Below are 18,256 nucleotides of genomic sequence, written 5' to 3' on the forward strand. Positions count from 1 at the left end.
TTTCCGGTCCGACCAATCGCCCGCTGATCATTTGCTGAATCTGGACAAGTGTCGCCGTCGGGCATACCGACAGCGTCATGCTTTGGCACCATTACGGCTGTGACCGACAACTCCGCCGCCCTGCCCGGCGCTGTGCAACCTGCCGTGCCAGGCCCCGCGCCCCTCCCGGCGCCGTGGTGGCGATCCGCTGTGTTCTATCAGGTCTACCCCCGATCCTTCGCCGACTCCGACGGTGACGGCATCGGTGACCTGCCCGGTTTGCGGGAAAAGCTCGGATATCTGGAACTGCTGGGGGTTGACGCGCTGTGGATTTGCCCGGTCATGCGCTCGCCCATGGCGGACGGCGGCTACGACGTGGCCGACCCGCGCGATATCGATCCGCTCTTCGGCGGCCTGCGGGCCATGGACGAGCTGATCGACGAGGCGCACCACCGGCATATGCGGGTCACGATGGATCTGGTGCCCAATCACACCAGCGATCAGCATGCGTGGTTCGTGGCCGCGCTGGCCGCCGGGCCGGGCAGTCCGGAGCGCGACCGGTATTACTTCCGCGACGGCCGGGGCGCGGATGGCAGTGCGCCGCCGAACAATTGGCCCAGTATCTTCGGCGGCCCGGCCTGGACCCGCATCACCGAGGCCGACGGCAGACCCGGGCAGTGGTATCTGCATATCTTCGCCCCGGAACAGCCGGATTTGAACTGGGAAAACCCGGATGTGCCCGCCGATTTCGAGCAGACCATGCGTTTCTGGCTGCGCCGCGGTATCGACGGATTCCGTATCGATGTCGCGCACGGTATGGCCAAACCCGCTGGTCTACCGGATATGGAAGTACCGCAGCGCCCTGTCGACGATACCCATCTGGTGGTGCACGACGACAATGATCCGCGCTTCAACAACCCGGCCGTGCACGAAATCCACAGACGTCTGCGCACTGTCATGGACGAGTTTCCGATCGCGGTATCCATCGGCGAGGTGTGGGTCGACGACAACACCAGATTCGGCGACTATGTCCGCCCCGACGAGCTACATCTGGCGTTCAATTTCCGATTGGCCGAGACGCCTTTCCATCCCGACAGAATCCGTGACGCCGTGGACAATTCGCTGCGCGCGGTCGCGGCGGTCGGCGCCAGTCCGACCTGGACACTGTCCAATCACGATATCGAGCGCGAGGTCACCCGCTACGGGGGCGGCGATATCGGGCAGGCGCGGGCGCGGGCCATGATCATGCTGGAGTTGGCGCTGCCGGGCGCCGTATTCATCTACAACGGTGCGGAATTGGGTCTGCCGAATATCGACGACCTGCCCGAGGCGGCGCTGCAGGATCCGACCTGGGAGCGCTCCGGGCATACCGAGCGGGGCCGGGACGGCTGCCGGGTGCCGCTGCCGTGGGAGGGCGAGCAGCCACCGTTCGGCTTCACCACGGGGCGTCCGTGGTTGCCCATGCCGGCGTGGTGGGCGACGGCGACGGTGGAGAAACAGCTGGAGAGATTGGACTCCATGCTTTCGCTGTATCGGATGGCTATCGAATTGCGGTCGGTGCGGCCGGAATTCGGCGGACCAGGGCTGGAGTGGTACGGAAGTCCGCCCGGCTGCCTGGCTTTCCGGCGGGACGGCGGGTTGTTGTGCGTGCTCAACGCGACGGATGCGCCGATAACTCTGCCCGCGGGTGAGGTGCTGCTGACGAGCACTCCGATTACCGCTGGAAAACTTCCGGCGAACTCCGCGGCATGGCTGATTCAGTAAGGATTCCGACGACACGTGCGCGCGCACGGTTACCAGTCGGCATGGACGATCCGGGCATCCATTAACGTTGAGCCGTGAGCATTCTCCAGACAGTGCTGATCTATGTCGGCATCCCGGTGGCGATCTATCTGGTGATCGCCGGATTGTCGTTCCTCGGCAGCCCGCTGCCCGGCAAGAAGCCGGACCACTACGAACTCGGCGCGAAGTGGACCCAGCCTCCGGTGCTGTGGAGCGCTACCGACGAGGTGACCGGTGCCGGGCACCACGATGCTGAGTCGGCGCATGGCAATCATGCTGCTATCGAATCCGCCGCGGCGGACCTGATCGGAGGCCGGGCAAGTGGCAAGTTCTAATTGGCCTGCGGTGAACGAGGCCGACCTACCCCACGGTTATGCCGTCACCACCAGTGGTCGCGTCTCCGGTGTGCACGAGGCCGGCGATGTGTTCAGCGAGGTGCCGTTCAGCGACCATGAGCGGCTGCTCATGGACAATGCGCTGACCGACGCCACCCGTGCCACCAAGGTGCGGTTCAACATCTACATCGGCGATCTGGGCGCGGATTCCGGCGCGGGCGCGGACGCCGTCTTCCCGGCGACGCCCGAGTCCACCCGTTCGGTGCTCATCGCCGTCGATCCGAATGCCAAGGCCATCGAGGTGCGTTCCGGCGCCGACGTCGCCGAGCGTGCGAACGATCGGGTCTGCCAGCTCGGTGCGACCGCCGCGCTGAGCTCCTTCCGCCAGGGCGAGCTCATCGACGGACTGGTGTCCGCGGTGCGCGTCATGGCCGCCGCCATCGGCCGGGTCTAAACGCCCCACAGGCGCCGCGACGGTGCGCCGTTTTCCGCTCTGAGCAGAACGGTGCGCCGCGCGCGGGCCTGCCGCCTTACGCTCGGACCATGTCCGAGCAGCCGCGCCTTCATTCGATTCCCGGTGGACGTGTCGATCGCACCGATGCGCCACGGCCGCACCCGGTTCGCGAACCGCTGGCCCGCCCCGGCTCCCGCACCGCGCCCCCGGCCGCTCGTGAGCCGCTGTGGCGTGAGGTGCTGGGCGCGCGATTGCGCACCCTGCGGCAGGACCAGGGCGAGAAGCTCACCGAAACCGCTGCCCGCGCGGGCATCTCACCCCAGTACCTCTCCGAGGTCGAGCGCGGCCGCAAGGAACCCTCCAGCGAGATGATCGCCGCCCTGGCCGGCGCCCTCGGCACCACCCTCGCCGACCTCACCGCCCAGGTAGCCGCAGCCCTGCACCGCCAGAGCCTCGCCCTCACCAGTTCCTCCCCCCAGCGCATGGCAGTACCCGCCTCCCAGCGCATCACCGGCCCAGTCCTGCTGGCCGCCTGAGCCTCTCGTCGTTGTTCTGACGAGAGGCGCTGCTCGGCGCTGAATCAGTCTCGGGGGTCGAGGATTCGGTCTATGAGGCCGTAGGCGAGGGCGGACTGGGCGGTGAGGACGCGGTCGCGGTCGGTGTCGCGGCGGAGGTCCTCGAGGGGTTTGCCGGTGTGGTTGGAGAGGATCGCTTCGACTTCGGCGCGGAGGCGGACCACCTCGTCGGCTTGCAGGATCAGGTCGGGGATGGTGCCGCGGCCGCTGATCGCGGGCTGGTGCAGGACGACTCGGGCGTGCGGGAGCATGGTGCGGCGGCCCTTCGCGCCGCCTGCCAGCAACACCGCGCCGACCGCGATGGCCTGGCCGACGCAGGTGGTCGCGACCGGGGACGAGATGTGCTGCATGGTGTCGTACACGGCGAGCATGGAGGTGAGTTCGCCGCCCTCGCAATTGATGTAGAGGTTGATCTCCTGGCCCGGGCTGTCGGCGTCCAGATGCAGCAGCTGCGCGATGAGGGCATTGGCCACCCCGGAATCGATGGGGGTGCCGAGGTACACGATGCGCTCGGCCAGCAGATGCGAGTAGACGTCCATGATGCGTTCGCCGCGCGGATGCTGGGCGATGACATTCGGAATCGTGTAGCTGGTCATTGCGAGATCCCCACCCTGTGCCGTTGCGGAACGATCTGCCAGAAGGATTCGACGATCCCGTCGATGAACCCGTACTCCTGCGCCTGCGGTGCGGTGAACCACCTGTCGTGCAGCGAATCCTCGTAGACCTGGTCGAAGGGCTGTCCCGTGTCCTCGGCGATCAGCCCGAGCACGGTCTGCACGGTGTAGCGCAGATCATCGGCCTGCACCTCCACCTCGACCGCACTGCCGCCGATCCCGGCCGACCCCTGATGCATGAGAATCCGGGCGTGCGGCAGCGCGAACCGTCGCCCCGCCGTCCCGGAAGACAGCAGGAATTGCCCTGCGCTGCAAGCCAATCCGAGCGCGAGCGTCGACACCTCGCAGGGCACCAGCCGCATGACGTCCCGAATGGCCAGCATGGCGGGCACCGATCCGCCCGGCGAATGAATCCACAGCGAGATCCCCGCCTCGGAATCCTCCGCCGCCAATTGCAGCATCTGCGTCATGAGCAGTGCCCCATTGTCATCATCGAGTGGCCCGTCCAGCACCAGAATCCGCCGGCTGAACAGCTGTTCCCTAGTGCGCCAGTTGAACATCGGCGCCTTGTCGTCTTGTGCCATGTCCCCACCGTGCCCCACGCCCACCCCGGTTTCCGCCGGTGCTGCCCACAGCGGATCTGCTCACAGCAGCACGCCCACAGAGCCCATGTCTGTCCCGCACAACGCCTCTCAACGCTGCGCCGATAGGACACGAGCTGTGCCGCGGATGCGAATGCTGCGTCCGCCCCCGAACTGCGCTGCGTCCGCGTTCAGGGGTCGGTCGGAACGCAACAGCCCGTGTCCTGTCCGCACAACCCCTGTGAGGTCTGTTCGGATGGGACACGGGCTTGTGTGGTCCATGCGGACGCTGCGTCTATCTCCTCGGCGCGCTGCGTCCGGGTGCGGAGCGGCGGCCGGAAAGCAACAGCCCGTGTCCTGTCGCCGCAACCCTTGTGGGGGCTGTTCGGATGGGGCACAGGCTGTTTGGTTCGGTGGGAGGGCGCAGCCACTGCCTTTATGGGCGGAGGGGCTGCGGGGTGGGGTTACTGCTTGTCGAAGGCGCGGGCGCGCAGCGAGCGTTCGATGCCGGCCTTGCCTTCGACCACGAGGCGGCGCAGGGCCGGCGGGTGGTCGTCGGCGAGGAACTTGTCGGCTACGGCTACTGCCTCTTCGGTGATGGCCCAGTGCGGGTACAGGCCGACGACTACGGTTTGTGCGACCTCACTGGAGCGCCGCTCCCAGACCGAGGCGATTTCGGCGAAGTAGCGTTCGACGTACGGCGTGAGCAGGTGGGATTGGCCCACCGGCGCGAAGCCGGCGACGATGGCGCGGGCGGTGATATTGGGGACGGAGTCGTCTTCCATGACCGTTGCCCAGGCCTTGGCCTTGACCGGGATCTGCGGGCGCGCGGTGGCGGCGGCAGCGGCCTGGCGGCGGCCGGCAGCGGTCGGGTCGCGCTCCAATTCGGCGTCGATGACCGGGGTTTCGATGCCATTGGCATCGATATCGCCGTTCGCGGCGAGGGATTGGATGAGTCGCCAGCGCAGGTCGGTGTCAACCTCCAGGCCGGGGAGCCCGGCGGCATCGGCATCACCCTCGAGGACCTGGCGCAGCGCCTCGATGTGGCGGACCGACAGGTGCGCGCCGGTGAGCGCGTTGGCGAATGCCAGCTGCTCATCGGAGCCGGGTGCGGCGGCCCGGGCCAGCTGCAGCAGGCGGTCGGCGAATTCGGGCCAGCCGGTGTCGGTGGCCCAGTTCGGGTCGGCGTAGGAGGACAGTGCGGTGTGCGCCTGCATGAGAAGGCGCTGCACCACACCGATTTCGGTCTCCGCGCCCACGCCGCGCTGCACCAGCGCCACGAAATCGCGGGCCCGCATCTCGGCCTGCCGGGTCATTTCCCATGCGGCCGACCAGGCCAGGGTGCGGGGGAGCGGTTCGGCGATATCGGCGATGCGGTCGAGCACGGTATCGAGGGATCCGGCATCCAGGCGCACCGAGCAGTAGGTGAGGTCGTCGTCATTGACCAGGACGAGCTTGCCCTGCGCGATGCCGACCAGCTCCGGTACCTCGGTGCGCTCGACGGGATTCACGTCGAGCTCGATGCGCTTGGTGCGCACCAGCTTTCCGTCCTGATCGTCGTAGACGCCGATGGCCAGGCGATGCGTGCGGCGCTCACCCGCGCCCGGCGCCGCGCCGTCCTGAAGGACGGTGAAGGAGCTGTACTTGCCCTCGGCGTCCACCTCGAACTCCGGGCGCAGGATGTTCAGGCCGGTGGTCTTGAGCCACTGCGCACCCCAGTCGGACAGATCGCGACCGGAGGCCTTCTCCAGCGCGCCGACCAGATCGTCGAAAGTGGCGTTGCCGTAGGCGTGCTGGGTGAAGTAGTCGCGCAGACCCGCCAGGAACGGCTCCTGACCGACATAGGCGACCAGCTGCTTGAGCACCGAAGCGCCCTTGGCATAGGTGATTCCGTCGAAGTTCACCTCGACCGCGTGCAGGTCCGGGATATCGGCGGCGATCGGGTGGGTGGAGGGCAGCTGGTCCTGGCGGTACGCCCAGGACTTCTCGACATTGGCGAAAGTGGTCCAGGCATTGGTGTATTCGGTCGCGCCGACCTGGCAGAGTACCGAGGCGAAGGTGGCGAACGATTCGTTCAACCACAGGTCGTCCCACCACTTCATGGTGACCAGATCGCCGAACCACATGTGCGCCATTTCGTGCAGCACCGTCTCGCAGCGGCGCTCGTACGAGGCGCGAGTCACCTTGGAGCGGAAGACATAATCCTCGAGGAAGGTGACCGCGCCCGCGTTTTCCATTGCGCCCGCGTTGAATTCGGGGACGAACAGCTGGTCGTACTTACCGAAGGCATACGGCACACCGAAATTGGTGTGATAGAAGCCGAAACCCTGCTTGGTCTCGGTGAAAAGCCGTTCGTGGTCCATGTATTCGGCCAGCGACGCGCGGCAGTACAGCCCCAGCGGGATCTCGCCGTGCTCGTCGCTGAAGCTGTCGGTCCATTTGGCGTACGGCCCGGCGATGAGCGCCACCAGATAGGTGCTCATTCGCGGCGTGGTGGCGAAGGTGTGCTCGACCACGGCGCCGACGGTGCGGGTCGCGATGCCCGCGCCATTGGAGATGACCTCCCAGTCGGCCGGCGCGCTGACGATCATGTCGTAGGTCGCCTTGAGGTCCGGCTGGTCGAAGCAGGCGAACATGCGCTTGGCGTCGGCGGTTTCGAACTGCGAGTACAGGTACACCTTGTTGTCGGTGGGATCGACGAACCGGTGCAGGCCTTCGCCGGTGTGCGAGTACTCGGCGTCGGCCTCGATGACCACCTCATTGCGCGCGGCCAGGCCGGTGAGCGTCAGGCCCTTCGACTCGTCGTAAGCGCTGACGTCGACGGGGGCGCCGTTCAGGACGGCCGAGCGCAGGCCCGCGCCCACGAAGTCGATGAAGGTCTGTCCGCCCGGTGTCGCCGTGAACGTCACCGTGGAACGTGAGAAGAAGCGATCACTCGTCGCGGCCTCGGCGCTGGTGGGTTGTCCGGTCAAATCCAATTCGACGCGGTAGTTCTCCACCTGGACCGTTGCTGCGCGTTCGATCGCCTGCTCGCGGGTGAGATTCGGTGCGGACAAGGGGGCTCCTTCGCTCTGAAGAGAACTGTGCGTTGCGGCGAACCGCGGTGCCGCGGGCCACGCTGCCCGCCGCCGTGCGCCCGTACCGGCAGGTCGAGCGGACCGACCAATTCTCCGCTCACCGCCGGGCTCGGGGCGCGACCTTGCCCAGAATGCCACGCCGGGCGATCGGATGGCGGCCACACCGGGCAGGGGTCTGCCGGGGTGCGAGGCGGCGAACCCCCGTCGGTAGGCTGTGCGGCGGCAGCAATCCCAGTATGAGGAGGACAGTTGAAGCACATCCACGCCGGTAAGGTGCGCGACCTGTACGAGGACGGCGATTCGCTGATCCTGGTCGCCTCGGACCGGGTGTCGGTCTTCGACGTGGTGCTGCCCACTCCGATTCCGGAGAAGGGGGCGATGCTCACCCAGCTGTCGAACTGGTGGTTCGACTTCTTCGGTGATGTCCCCAATCACATTCTCTCCACCACCGATGTGCCTGCCGAGTTCGCGGGTCGCGGGGTGCGCGTGAAGCCGCTGAAGATGCTGAAGGTCGAGTGCATCGCCCGCGGTTATCTGACCGGCGGTGGCCTGGCCGAGTACAAGCGCAGCGGCACGGTGTCCGGCATCGCGCTGCCGCCCGGCCTGCGGGACGGCGACAAGCTGCCCGAACCGCTCTTCACCCCCACCACCAAGGCCGATGAGGGCCACGACGAGCCCATCTCCTTCGCCGATGTGGTGAACCAGGAGGGCCGCGAGGTCGCCGAGCAGCTGCGTGATCTGACCCTCGCGGTGTACTCCCGGGGCGCCGAGCACGCCGCCGGGCGCGGTGTCATCATTGCCGACACCAAGGTCGAATTCGGCTGGGACGATGACGTTCTCACGCTCGGCGATGAGGTCCTCACCTCCGATTCCTCGCGCTTCTGGCCCGCCGACGACTACGAGCCCGGCCGCCCCCAGGCCTCCTTCGACAAGCAGTACGTCCGCGACTGGTCGGTCTCCACCGGCTGGAACAAGGAATACCCCGGCCCCGATGTCCCCGCCGACGTCATCGACGTCACCCGCCAGAAGTACATGCAGGCTTACGAACTCATCACCGGCAACCCCTGGACCGGCATCTCCCTGTAGTCGCGTACGGGTTCGCATCCCGCGCGTGGAGTAGCGGGCGATTTCGCCCATCGCGCACGAGCTTCGCCCGCGCTTGGCAGGTGCGTTCGCACTCTGCGGTTCGTGGCGCACAGGTTCGCATCCCGCGCATGGAATGTGGGCGATTTTCTCGCGGGGGAGGGAAGAGTGCGCGGGATCAGGCAGGTATGCCGGCGGGTGTGAGGAAATCTGCGACGTATTCGGCTGCCCTGCTTTCGAATTCGGCGAAGTGGGTGTCACGGGCCGCGCCGGTGACGGGGTCGCCGATGTGGAGGGTGCCGTGGGCGTCCAGGCGCTGGGGGCGTTCCTCGGCGTCGGGGAGTAGCGCTATGCGGGAGTCGGAAAGGCCGCAGTAGTAGGCGATTCCGGCGCTGAGCTGGGTTTCGAGCATGGTGTGCATGACGGGCAGGATCTCGTCGTCGGCGGTGGCGCCGGCCAGGCCGATCCACAGCATGCGCTTGCCCGCGAGCTTGGCTTTGCTGCGGCCGTAGGCGAATCCGTAGTTCCAGACGCGGTCGATCCAGCCCTTGAGCAGGGCGGGTGCGTAGGACCAGTACACGGGGAAGACCGCGATGATCAGGTCGGCGGCGAGAATGCGCCCCATATGGTCTTCGACCTCGGGGGAGTAGGACTTGTCGCGGTCGTTCCAGTCGGGCTGGTCGGCGGTGTTCATGCGCGGGTCGAAGCCTTCGGCGTGTAGATCGAGCAGATCGACCCGGTAGCCGGCCGATTCCAGCTGGTGCACCGTCCGGCGGGCGATGTGCGCGGTCAGCGAATCCTGCCGATGGTGGGACAGGACGACGAGAGCGGTGCGCTGGGCTGCGTTGTGCGACAAGGGAAATCCTCCTGGGTCTGCGGTGCTGCCTTGTCTGCCCAGTACATCGTGGATTCCGTAGACGATCCATGGGTGAGAAGCTCCTGTGGATAGGAATTCGTCTACGCTCGAAGCGTGGATCCCTTGAGTCAGCTGCTGGGCGGTATTCGCGCCGAAGGTTCGGTGGTCACGCATGCGGTGCTCGCCGCCCCGTGGAGCATCCGTTTCCCCGACCGCGCCCCGCTGACCATGGTGACCGTGCTGCGCGGCGGCGGCACGCTCGTGCTGGCCGATGGCGCCTGCACCGAACTGATCGCCGGTGATACCGCGATCGTGCGCGATCTCGAACCCTTCCACTTCGCCGACCACCCGGACTCGCTCGGCCGCCCGCATACCGAGTACGAGATCGCCTGCTTCGCCGAGGAAGCCGGTGAGACAGGTGATTTGAGCGGCATCGCCTGGGGCGACGACTCCGAGAACGCGACCGTCCTGGTTGTCGGCGCGTATCACGCCCCGGCCCGCCGCCACGAACGTTTGGTGCGTGCCCTCCCGCCGGTGCTGGTGGTCGCCGATGACACCGATCTCTGCCCCTGGATGGAGGCGGCCGCCGCGGCCGCCGTCGGGCAGAGCGCCGGATCGCAGGCCATGATGGATCGCCTGCTGGACTGGGGCCTGGTGTGCACCCTGCGGAGCTGGTTCGAGAAGGCGGGTGCGGAGGCGCCGAGTTGGTATCGCGGTGTGAACGATGAACTGGTCGCGCCCGCACTGCAGGCCATGCATGCCCGCCCCGGGGTGCCCTGGACGGTGGCCTCCCTCGCCGCCACATCCGGTGTCTCGCGGGCGTTGTTCGCTAAGCGCTTCGCCGCCGTCATGGGCCGCCCACCCCTGGCCTACCTCACCGAATTTCGCATGGACGAGGCCGAAGAGCTGCTCTGCACAACGGATCTCACCGTAGTCCAGATCGCCAAGTCACTCGGCTATGCCGACGCCTTCGGATTCAGTGCGGCTTTCAAACGCCATAGGGGCATGAGCCCCAGCGTCTTTCGCACCTCGACCGTCGCGCCGGCCCCGCGTCTCATGCCGTCGCGGGCGGGCGGCTGACAGCCAGTTCCGGGACTTCGCCGCGATGGGCCTGGATCTCGACGAGAGTCAGCTGCCCGGTGCAACCCTGGCTCAAGGTCGACGAAGGGCGGTCCGCCGTCAGCACATTCGGATTGCCGTGGCGGCAGAAACTCGCATCGTCCGGGTCCGGGTCGTACCAGGCGCCGGTGGACAACTGGGCCACACCCGGGCGTACCGCATCGTCGACGATAAGACCGGCCAGACAGGAACCGTGATCATTGGCGATCCGCACGATGTCACCAGCGCGCAGCCCGCGCGCGGCCGCGTCCTGCGGATGCAGCCGGACCGGTTCGCGCCCAGCGATTTTCGTGGACTGACTGTGTGCGCCGACATCGAGCTGGCTGTGCAGTTTCGAGCGCGGCTGGTTGGCGATCAATTGCAGCGGGAATCTCTGCGCCGCAGGACCGCCCAGCCACTCCGCAGGTTCCAGCCAGACCGGATGGCCGGGACAGTCGGAATAGCCGAAACTGTCGATGGTTTCGGAGAAGATCTCAATGCGACCGGTCGGGGTGGTGAGCGGATGCTGTTCGGGATCGGCGCGGAAGTCGGCGAACAGCACCTGCTCGGCCGCCACCGGAAGTTCGAGTCCCTCGCCCGCCCAGAAGGTGTCGAAGTCCGGCAGCCCCTCGGGTCGCCACTCGTCGTAGAGGTGGCGCAGCCACTCCTGGGCGGTGCGCCCCTCGGTGAATTCCTTTGCGAAACCCAGCTTTTCGGAGAGTTCGGCGAAGATCGCGTAGTCGTCGCGGGCCTGGCCGTGCGGACGGGTCAGGGCGGGCATCGGCACGAACAGCGGATCGTTCTCGCCCGCGCCGAAATCGTCGCGTTCGATCGTCATGGTCGCCGGGAGCACGATATCGGCATGGCGGGTGGTGGCCGTCCAGAACGCGTCGTGCACAACAATCGTGTCGGGCCGGGCGAACGCGGTGCGCAGCCGGGCCAGATCCTGGTGGTGATGGAACGGATTGCCGCCCGCCCAATACACCAGGCGGATATCGGGATACCGCAGGTGCAGGCCGTTGTATTCGTACGGCGCACCGGGGTTCAGCAGCATATCGGCGATGCGCGCGACCGGGATGAACGTCTCGATCGGGTTGCGGCCCTGTGGAAAACGCGGAATCGACAGGTCGCGGGCCGGCTCGCCCACCATGCCCGCGGAGCCGTAGCCGTGACCGAAACCGCCTCCCGGCAAGCCGATCTGGCCGAGCATGGCCGCCAGCGCCAGGCCTGCCCATACCGGCTGTTCGCCGTGGTGGGCCCGCTGCAGCGACCAGCTCACGGTGACCAGGGTGCGCGCGCCGGCCATTTCGAGTGCGAGCGCACGGATGCGCTCGGCCGGTATGCCGGTGATCTGTTCGGCCCACTGCGGATTCTTGACCACACCGTCGGTCCGGCCCCGCAGGTATTCCGCGAAGCGCTCGAATCCCACCGTGTACCTGTCCAGAAAGGGCTTGTCCGCCAACCCTTCCGCGTCGAGAACCTGAGCCAGCGCCAGCATCAGCGCCGCATCGGTGCCGGGCCGCGGCGCCAGCCATTCCGCATCCGCCTCGGCGGTGATGTCATCGCGCAGCGGTCCGACCGAGATGAAGCGGCACCCGCGGGCGTGAGCCGCCGCGACCCATCCGCGGCTGTGATGCCGCGATACTCCACCGGGTGTCACGGCACTGTTCTTCGGGGACAGCCCGCCGAAGGCCACCACCAGTTCGGTGTGCTCGGCGATCACCGTCTTGGTGGTGGAATGACCGATCATCCAGTGCAATTCGCCGAGGATATGCGGCATCAGCACGTTCGAGGTGCCCATGCTGTAGCTGTTGACATGCCGGACGTAACCGCCCAGGCAATTGAGAAACCGGTGCACCTGACTCTGCGCATGATGGAACCGGCCGGCACTGGCCCAGCCGTACGAGCCGCCGTACACCGCTTCCGCGCCGTGCTCGTCATACACCCGCCGCAGCTCACCCGACAGCAACTCGAGCGCCGTCTCCCACGACACCGGCACAAACGGATCGTCACCGCGCCCCGGTGCACCTGGACCATTGTCCAGCCAGCCCTTACGCACATGCGGTTGCGCAATCCGGGTCCGATGATGCTGCGCTGAAGCGATATTCTCGATCAGCGGCATCGGCTCCGGATCGCCACGCCACGGCCGCACCGCCGTGAGTCTCTCTCCGTCACTGACGGATTCGAATGTTCCCCAGTGCGTCAGATGCGTCGCCACACTTCCACCGTAGCGCGCTGCCCACGGCGAATCAGAGGTTGCGGAGGCGGGCGGCGCGGAGGGTGAGGTAGTCGCGCTCGGGGACGCTGGTGGTGCGGCGCGCGGCGGCGGTATAGGCGGCGATGGCGGCGGGCCGGTCGCCTGCCATTTCGTGGAGATGGCCGCGGACGGCTTCGAGGCGGTGCGAGCCCTTCAGGGTGTCGTCCAGAGTATCGGCGAGATCGAGGCCGGCCTGCGGGCCGTGGACCATGGCGAGGGCGACGGCGCGGTTGAGGGTGACCATGGGATTGGGCGTGAGACGTTCGAGTCGGCTGTACAGCAACAGGATTCGATCCCACTCGGTGTCCTCGGCATGCCGGGCCTGGGCGTGCAGCGCCGCGATGGCCGCCTGGATCTGATAGGGCCCGGTGAGTCCGCCGGGGAGCGTGGCGGTCACCAGCCGGATGCCCTCGACCATGGTGGCGCGGTGCCAGCGGCCGCGATCCTGTTCGGCGAGCGGGATGAGTTCACCGTGCGGCCCGGAGCGGGCGGCGCGGCGTGCATCGGTGAGCAGTAGCAGCGCCAACAGGCCGGTGACCTCGGAGTTCTCCGGCAGCAGCCGGTGCAGAGCGCGGGCCAGCCGGATCGCCTCCGCGGAAAGATCATTGCGGCGCAGTGCGGAGCCGGTGGTGCTGTGCCCCTCGGTGAAGATCAGGTACAGCACGTGCAGAACCGCCCCGACCCGATCCCGCCATTCCTCCGGATACCCGGATTCGTCCAGGGCCGCAGGGCTTTCGGCGCCGGGCAGGGTGAAGGGGCGATCCACGGCTGCCAGCCGCTTCTTGGCGCGCGAGATGCGTTGCGCCATAGTCGCTTCCGGCAGCAGGAAGGCGCGGGCGATCTCATCGGTGGTGAGCCCGCCGACCGCCCGCAGCGTCAGCGCGATCGCACTCGCGGGGGAGAGCACCGGATGGCAGCACAGGAAGAACAGTGTGAGCGTGTCGTCCCGATCCTCCAGTCCGTCGGACAGATCGACCGGCGTCGCGACTTCCCGCAGCGCGGTGGCGGTTTCGCGATTGCGCCGCGCCACCTCGGCCCGGACGGTGTCGACCAGTCGCCGCTGCGCCACCTGGATCAACCAGCCGCGCGGATTCTCCGGCCGCCCCTCGGCGGGCCACTGGGTCGCCGCCGCCAGCATGGCCTCCTGCAGCGCGTCCTCGGCGGTGTCGAAATCGCCGTAGCGCCGAGTCAGCACGCCGAGCACCTGCGGCGCGAGTTCGCGCAGCAGGTCCTCGATCTCGTACCGAGGTAGGTCGGTCATATGCGTCTCGGGTTCGTCGCCACGCGGCCCTATGCGTCGCTGGCGGGTGCCGACATCACCGCGCGAACCTCGATGAATTCGCCGATCGGCTTACCGCCGGGTCCGGGCGCGGCCGAGGCCTGCGCGGCGATCTCCAGGGCACGCTCGGGACTTTCGACATCGACGATCCAGTATCCGGCGAGGAATTCCTTGGTCTCCGGGAACGGCCCGTCGGTCACCACTGCGGCGGACCGCCCGTCCGAGCTGACCAGTCGCGCCTCGTCCGGCCCGGCCAGGCCCTGGGCATCCACCAGCTCACCGGATTTGGCCAGCTCAGCGCCGAGTGCGCGCTGAAAGTCGATGTGCGCCTCGATCTCCTCGGGGGTCCACTCATTGATCGGGGTATCGCAGTAGGCGGCGGGGCTGTAGGTCTTCAGCAGCATGTACTTCATGGTCGGCTCCTCGATATCCGGTGCGCCGCGGTGGCGCGCTCGCGGATAGGTCGGAGCCTGACCCGCGATTTCGACACACTTCGGGATCTCAGGACGTGAGGGTCGTCACAGGGGTGTGCCGGTATCGGCCAGGCGGTCCGGATCGACGGCTTCCCCGCTCAGGATCAGCTCCTTGATCCGATCGGTCACATCCCACACATTCACATTCATTCCGGCGAGCACCCGGTTTCCGGAGTCCAGCCAGAACGCCACGAACTCGCGCTTGCCGAGATCGCCGCGCACGACCACGCGGGCGTCCTGGTTCGCGCCGACATATCCGGTGTACTCCATGCCGAGGTCGTACTGATCGGTGAAGAAGTACGGCAGCCGGTCGTATACGGCGGGCTTGTCGAGCATGGTCGCGGCCGCGACGGCCGGCTGATTGAGCGCATTCGCCCAGTGCTCCACGCGAATTCGCCGTCCGAGCAGCGGATGCTGCTGATCGGCGATATCGCCGACGGCGACAATATCCGGATCGCTGGTGGCCAGGCTCTCGTCCACCAGTACGCCCTCGTCGGTGGCCAGACCGGCGTCGACGGCCAGGTCGATATTGGGTCGCGCGCCGACCGCGACCAGCGCCGCATCGGCCTCGATGACGGTGTCATCGGCCAATCGCACGCCGGTCGCCCGCCCGTCCGCGGTGGTGATCTCGGCCACCTTGGTCTCGAGGCGCAGGTCGACGCCGTGTTCCCGGTGCAGGTCGGCGAAGACCGCACCGATCTGCGGGCCGAGCGCGGTCTGCAGCGGCACGGCCAGCGTCTCCAGGACGGTGACCTCGACCCCGGCCGCACGTGCCGCGGCGGTGACCTCCAGGCCGATCCATCCGGCTCCGATCACCACCAATCGCCCTGCGGTGCCGAACATTTCGAGCAGTGCCAGGGAATCCTCGGCGGTGCGCAGGGTGTAGACCCCCGCGGCATCGGCGCCCGGAATCGGCAGGCGGCGGGGCCGAGATCCGGTGGCCAGCGCCAATTTGTCATAGGGCAGCGTTGTACCGTCCGGCAGCGCAATGGTTTTGGTGGTGCGGTCCAGCGCGGTCACCGTGGTGCCGAGCAGCACCTCGATATGGTGGTCGCGGTACCACTGTGCGGGATCGACAGTGCAGTCTTCCGGCGTCTTCTTGCCCAGCAGACACTCTTTCGACAGGGGTGGCCGCTCGTACGGCAGCCGCTCCTCCGCGCTCACGAGGGTGACAGTTCCCCCGAAATCATTGGCGCGCAGCGCTTCCGCGAGCTTGGCGGCTGCCAGCCCACCACCTGCGATGACGAACCTGGAACCCGTGGTCATAACCATGACCTCCCTGCGCCGCACATCCGCGGCTGCCGACGACGAGGCTGATAACCGACCCTAACGCGCGGCCGGGCGCCTAGGCGGAAATAACGGCAACAAGGTGCATTGTTGCCCAAGGGGGACGGCCGCTTCCGGCCGACGATTGCGAAAGGGACTACCCGTGAGTGACACCAAGAAGGACCGGGTCGACTTCTGGTTCGATCCGCTGTGCCCGTGGTGCTGGATCACCTCCCGCTGGATCCTCGAGGTCGAGCAGGTCCGCGATATCGAGGTGAACTTCCATGTCATGAGCCTGGCCGTGCTCAACGAGGGCCGCGAAGGCCTGCCCGAGCGGTACGTGGAGATGATGAAAACCGCCTGGGGTCCGGTGCGCGTGGCCATTGCCGCCGCGCAGGCCAATGGCGACAAGGTGCTGGCCCCGCTGTACACCGCGCTGGGCACCCGCATCCACAATCGCCGCGCCGAGTACGAGAACCAGCCCGACTTCCTGAATGTGATCGTCGCCGAATCGCTGGCCGAGGTCGGCCTGCCCGCCGATCTCGCCGCGGCCGGCACCAGTGGTGATTACGACGAGGCGCTGCGCCTTTCGCATCACGCGGGCATGGACAAGGTCGGCCCGGATGTCGGCACCCCGACCATCCATATCAATGGCGTCGCCTTCTTCGGCCCGGTGCTCTCGCGCATTCCGCGCGGCGAGGTCGCCGGCAAGGTGTGGGACGGTGCGGTCGCGCTGGCGTCCTACCCGCACTTCTTCGAGATCAAGCGCACCCGCGACGAGGACCCGGTCTTCGACTGAGTGGTCGCGCGACTGCCCTGAGCAATGCGAACGGGCCTGCCTGCGGGCAGGCCCGTTCGTGGCTGGACACGATGGCTCAGCGTGGTCCGAACTGTGTTGTCGGATCCCCGTATCCGCCCTGATAGGGCTGCGGCGGATAGCCGCCCTGCGGTGGGTAACCACCCTGGGTCGGGTAGCCGCCGTAGGGCTGGAAATTCGCCGGGGGCTGCATGGCCGTCGGCGCGGAGGGCCGCAGGAAGAGCTTGCCGTGCCGGCTGCGGTCCCGTAGCGCCCACATGCGCCAGGTCAGCACCGGATGACTGGACATCGCATTGACGATCCAGACGAAGAAGCCCTTCTCCTGCGGAGCCCGGTCCGCCATCTCGTCGAAGCCGACGAGCGAATTCAGATACTTGCCGCCCGCGAGGGTCTGCATGGCGGTCGGCGCGCCCGCATGCCGATTGCAGAAGCCGTGATTGTCGGCCGTGTACTCCTGGGCGCGAATGAGCGAGTTGCCGAGCAGCGGCAGGAACGGGCCGAGGAACATGCCGAGCTGCCGCCAATAGGAGACGTGCCCGGCGGCGATATGCCCGACCTCATGGCCGATGATGAAGGCGAGCGCGTCGGGTTGCCGTGCGGCGCCGCCGATTTCGAACAGATCGGCGTAGACGACCACGAACCGCCGGAAGCCGTGACCGGAGGCGAAGGCATTGATCTGACCATTGCCGAGCACCACATACGCGTCCGGCACCTTGGCCATGCCGAAGCGACCGGCCGCCTCCTGGACCATGCGGTAGCCCTCGGGGAACTGGGTGGGCGACATCTTCACGCCATTGACCCGCTGGGCCGAGAAGGTCATACCGCGCTGGGCCCACAGCAGCAGCGGCGCGAACGCCAGCAGCAGCACGTACTGGTTGACGCTGCCGGTCACCAGCAGCAGTAGTGCCAGCAGATACGCCAGCGCCGTCGCGACGACCACGACGACCAGCAGCGGGATCTCCCAGCTGTGCCGGGCGGGCATACCGAACGGGGACAGGCCGCGGGTCTGATCGTGCGGCGGAATCTGCGGCGGCGAATACGGTTGCTGCTGCGCCCATCCGGGCGGGCCGGTCTGCGGATTCCATCCGGCCATACCTGTGACCGGATTCCATTCCGGATAGCTTCCGGACGGTGTTCCCCCCATATGGGCGTTCGGCGGTGGTGACTGATCGTCGGACGTCATGCTCAGAACTCTAGGTGCCGGACGGGGTCATCCCCAGGTGAGCCGGTCGGCGGCGGCCTGACAGAATCGCAGCCATGCGCGTATACCTGGGTGCCGACCATGCCGGCTTCGAACTGAAGAACACTGTCAAGGCTCACCTCGAGGGCCAGGGCCACGATGTCGTCGATGTCGGCGCGCTGGAATACGACGCCCTCGACGACTACCCGGCCTTCTGCATCGAGGCCGCTCGCCGCACCGTTGCCGACCCGGGCAGCCTGGGCTTCGTCTTCGGCGGTTCCGGCAATGGCGAGCAGATCGCCGCCAACAAGGTGGCCGGCGCCCGCTGCGCACTCACCTGGAGCGTGGAGACCGCGCAGCTCGCGCGCCAGCACAACAATGCCCAGCTGGCCGGCATCGGCGGCCGCATGCACACCGCCGAGGAAGCCCTCGCCATCGTCGACGCGTTCGTCAGCACCCAGTGGTCCGAGGAGCCGCGCCACCAGCGCCGCATCGACATCCTCGCCGAGTACGAGAAGACCGGTATCGCTCCGGCTCTGCCGAACTGACC

At 67.3% G+C, this 18,256-nt stretch carries 17 protein-coding genes; 8 read left to right on the top strand and 9 right to left on the bottom strand.

The genetic code is table 11. The features are described 5' to 3' along the window. Nucleotides 1-132: 132 nt before the first annotated feature. From ABZX86_RS13335 to ABZX86_RS13350, 4 genes are all read left to right on the top strand, one after another. Nucleotides 133-1,743: a glycoside hydrolase family 13 protein gene (locus tag ABZX86_RS13335; protein WP_355123823.1), complete on the top strand. Its 1,611-nt coding sequence runs from the start codon at nt 133-135 to the stop codon at nt 1,741-1,743. A gap of 74 nt (nt 1,744-1,817) precedes the next feature. Beyond that, on the top strand, nt 1,818-2,096 hold the full coding sequence (locus ABZX86_RS13340; protein WP_327144399.1) for a hypothetical protein: 279 nt from the start codon (nt 1,818-1,820) through the stop codon (nt 2,094-2,096). After that, nucleotides 2,083-2,550 (top strand): DUF5130 domain-containing protein, encoded by a 468-nt coding sequence (locus ABZX86_RS13345; RefSeq protein WP_355123180.1) that lies wholly within the window; start codon nt 2,083-2,085, stop codon nt 2,548-2,550. The genes ABZX86_RS13340 and ABZX86_RS13345 overlap by 14 nt, the downstream gene beginning before the upstream one ends. 89 nt (nt 2,551-2,639) lie before the next feature. Beyond that, nucleotides 2,640-3,086 (top strand): helix-turn-helix transcriptional regulator, encoded by a 447-nt coding sequence (locus tag ABZX86_RS13350; protein WP_355123182.1) that lies wholly within the window; start codon nt 2,640-2,642, stop codon nt 3,084-3,086. 44 nt (nt 3,087-3,130) lie between these two features. Here ABZX86_RS13350 and ABZX86_RS13355 read toward each other — a convergent pair whose 3' ends face one another. The 3 genes from ABZX86_RS13355 to pepN form a co-directional block, all read right to left on the bottom strand. Further along, on the bottom strand, nt 3,131-3,721 hold the full coding sequence (locus ABZX86_RS13355; protein WP_355123184.1) for an ATP-dependent Clp protease proteolytic subunit: 591 nt from the start codon (nt 3,719-3,721) through the stop codon (nt 3,131-3,133). Beyond that, nucleotides 3,718-4,323, bottom strand: coding sequence for an ATP-dependent Clp protease proteolytic subunit (locus ABZX86_RS13360; RefSeq protein WP_355123186.1), 606 nt, complete (start codon nt 4,321-4,323; stop codon nt 3,718-3,720). The genes ABZX86_RS13355 and ABZX86_RS13360 overlap by 4 nt, the downstream gene beginning before the upstream one ends. A 461-nt stretch (nt 4,324-4,784) precedes the next feature. Next, nucleotides 4,785-7,376: an aminopeptidase N gene (pepN, locus tag ABZX86_RS13365; protein ID WP_355123188.1), complete on the bottom strand. Its 2,592-nt coding sequence runs from the start codon at nt 7,374-7,376 to the stop codon at nt 4,785-4,787. 270 nt (nt 7,377-7,646) lie between these two features. On the opposite strand from pepN, the gene ABZX86_RS13370 reads away from it, so the two are divergent. Further along, complete coding sequence (locus ABZX86_RS13370) at nt 7,647-8,483, top strand: phosphoribosylaminoimidazolesuccinocarboxamide synthase (protein ID WP_355123190.1); 837 nt, start codon at nt 7,647-7,649, stop codon at nt 8,481-8,483. A 175-nt stretch (nt 8,484-8,658) separates the two neighbouring features. On the opposite strand, the gene ABZX86_RS13375 is transcribed toward ABZX86_RS13370, so the two are convergent. After that, nucleotides 8,659-9,336 carry an NAD(P)H oxidoreductase gene (locus ABZX86_RS13375; protein WP_355123192.1) on the bottom strand — a complete coding sequence of 226 codons (678 nt, stop codon included), beginning with the start codon at nt 9,334-9,336 and terminating at the stop codon, nt 8,659-8,661. Nucleotides 9,337-9,450: 114 nt separating this feature from the next. On the opposite strand from ABZX86_RS13375, the gene ABZX86_RS13380 reads away from it, so the two are divergent. Next, entirely contained in the window at nt 9,451-10,416 is a 966-nt protein-coding gene (locus ABZX86_RS13380; protein WP_355123194.1) for an AraC family transcriptional regulator, read from the top strand. Here the strand turns inward: ABZX86_RS13380 and ABZX86_RS13385 are convergent. From ABZX86_RS13385 to ABZX86_RS13400, 4 genes are all read right to left on the bottom strand, one after another. Then, nucleotides 10,391-12,652, bottom strand: a complete 2,262-nt coding sequence (locus ABZX86_RS13385) for a molybdopterin guanine dinucleotide-containing S/N-oxide reductase (protein WP_355123196.1) — start codon at nt 12,650-12,652, stop codon at nt 10,391-10,393. The genes ABZX86_RS13380 and ABZX86_RS13385 overlap by 26 nt on opposite strands. A 31-nt stretch (nt 12,653-12,683) precedes the next feature. After that, complete coding sequence (locus ABZX86_RS13390; protein ID WP_355123198.1) at nt 12,684-13,952, bottom strand: sigma-70 family RNA polymerase sigma factor; 1,269 nt, start codon at nt 13,950-13,952, stop codon at nt 12,684-12,686. A 29-nt stretch (nt 13,953-13,981) separates the two neighbouring features. Next, nucleotides 13,982-14,383 (bottom strand): YciI family protein, encoded by a 402-nt coding sequence (locus tag ABZX86_RS13395; RefSeq protein ID WP_355123200.1) that lies wholly within the window; start codon nt 14,381-14,383, stop codon nt 13,982-13,984. Between the two features lie 105 nt (nt 14,384-14,488). Continuing rightward, the gene (locus tag ABZX86_RS13400; protein WP_355123202.1) at nt 14,489-15,709 is read right to left on the bottom strand and encodes an FAD-dependent oxidoreductase; all 1,221 of its coding nucleotides are present in this window, start codon (nt 15,707-15,709) and stop codon (nt 14,489-14,491) included. A gap of 163 nt (nt 15,710-15,872) precedes the next feature. Between ABZX86_RS13400 and ABZX86_RS13405 the strand changes: the two genes are divergently transcribed. Further along, nucleotides 15,873-16,508, top strand: coding sequence for a DsbA family protein (locus ABZX86_RS13405; protein ID WP_355123204.1), 636 nt, complete (start codon nt 15,873-15,875; stop codon nt 16,506-16,508). Nucleotides 16,509-16,584: 76 nt separating this feature from the next. On the opposite strand, the gene ABZX86_RS13410 is transcribed toward ABZX86_RS13405, so the two are convergent. Beyond that, on the bottom strand, nt 16,585-17,619 hold the full coding sequence (locus ABZX86_RS13410) for a M48 family metallopeptidase (RefSeq protein ID WP_355123825.1): 1,035 nt from the start codon (nt 17,617-17,619) through the stop codon (nt 16,585-16,587). A gap of 164 nt (nt 17,620-17,783) precedes the next feature. On the opposite strand from ABZX86_RS13410, the gene ABZX86_RS13415 reads away from it, so the two are divergent. After that, entirely contained in the window at nt 17,784-18,254 is a 471-nt protein-coding gene (locus tag ABZX86_RS13415; protein WP_355123206.1) for a ribose-5-phosphate isomerase, read from the top strand. Nucleotides 18,255-18,256 lie beyond the last annotated feature (2 nt).

Source organism: Nocardia sp. NPDC006630 (genome assembly GCF_040611495.1).
Taxonomy (GTDB): domain Bacteria; phylum Actinomycetota; class Actinomycetes; order Mycobacteriales; family Mycobacteriaceae; genus Nocardia.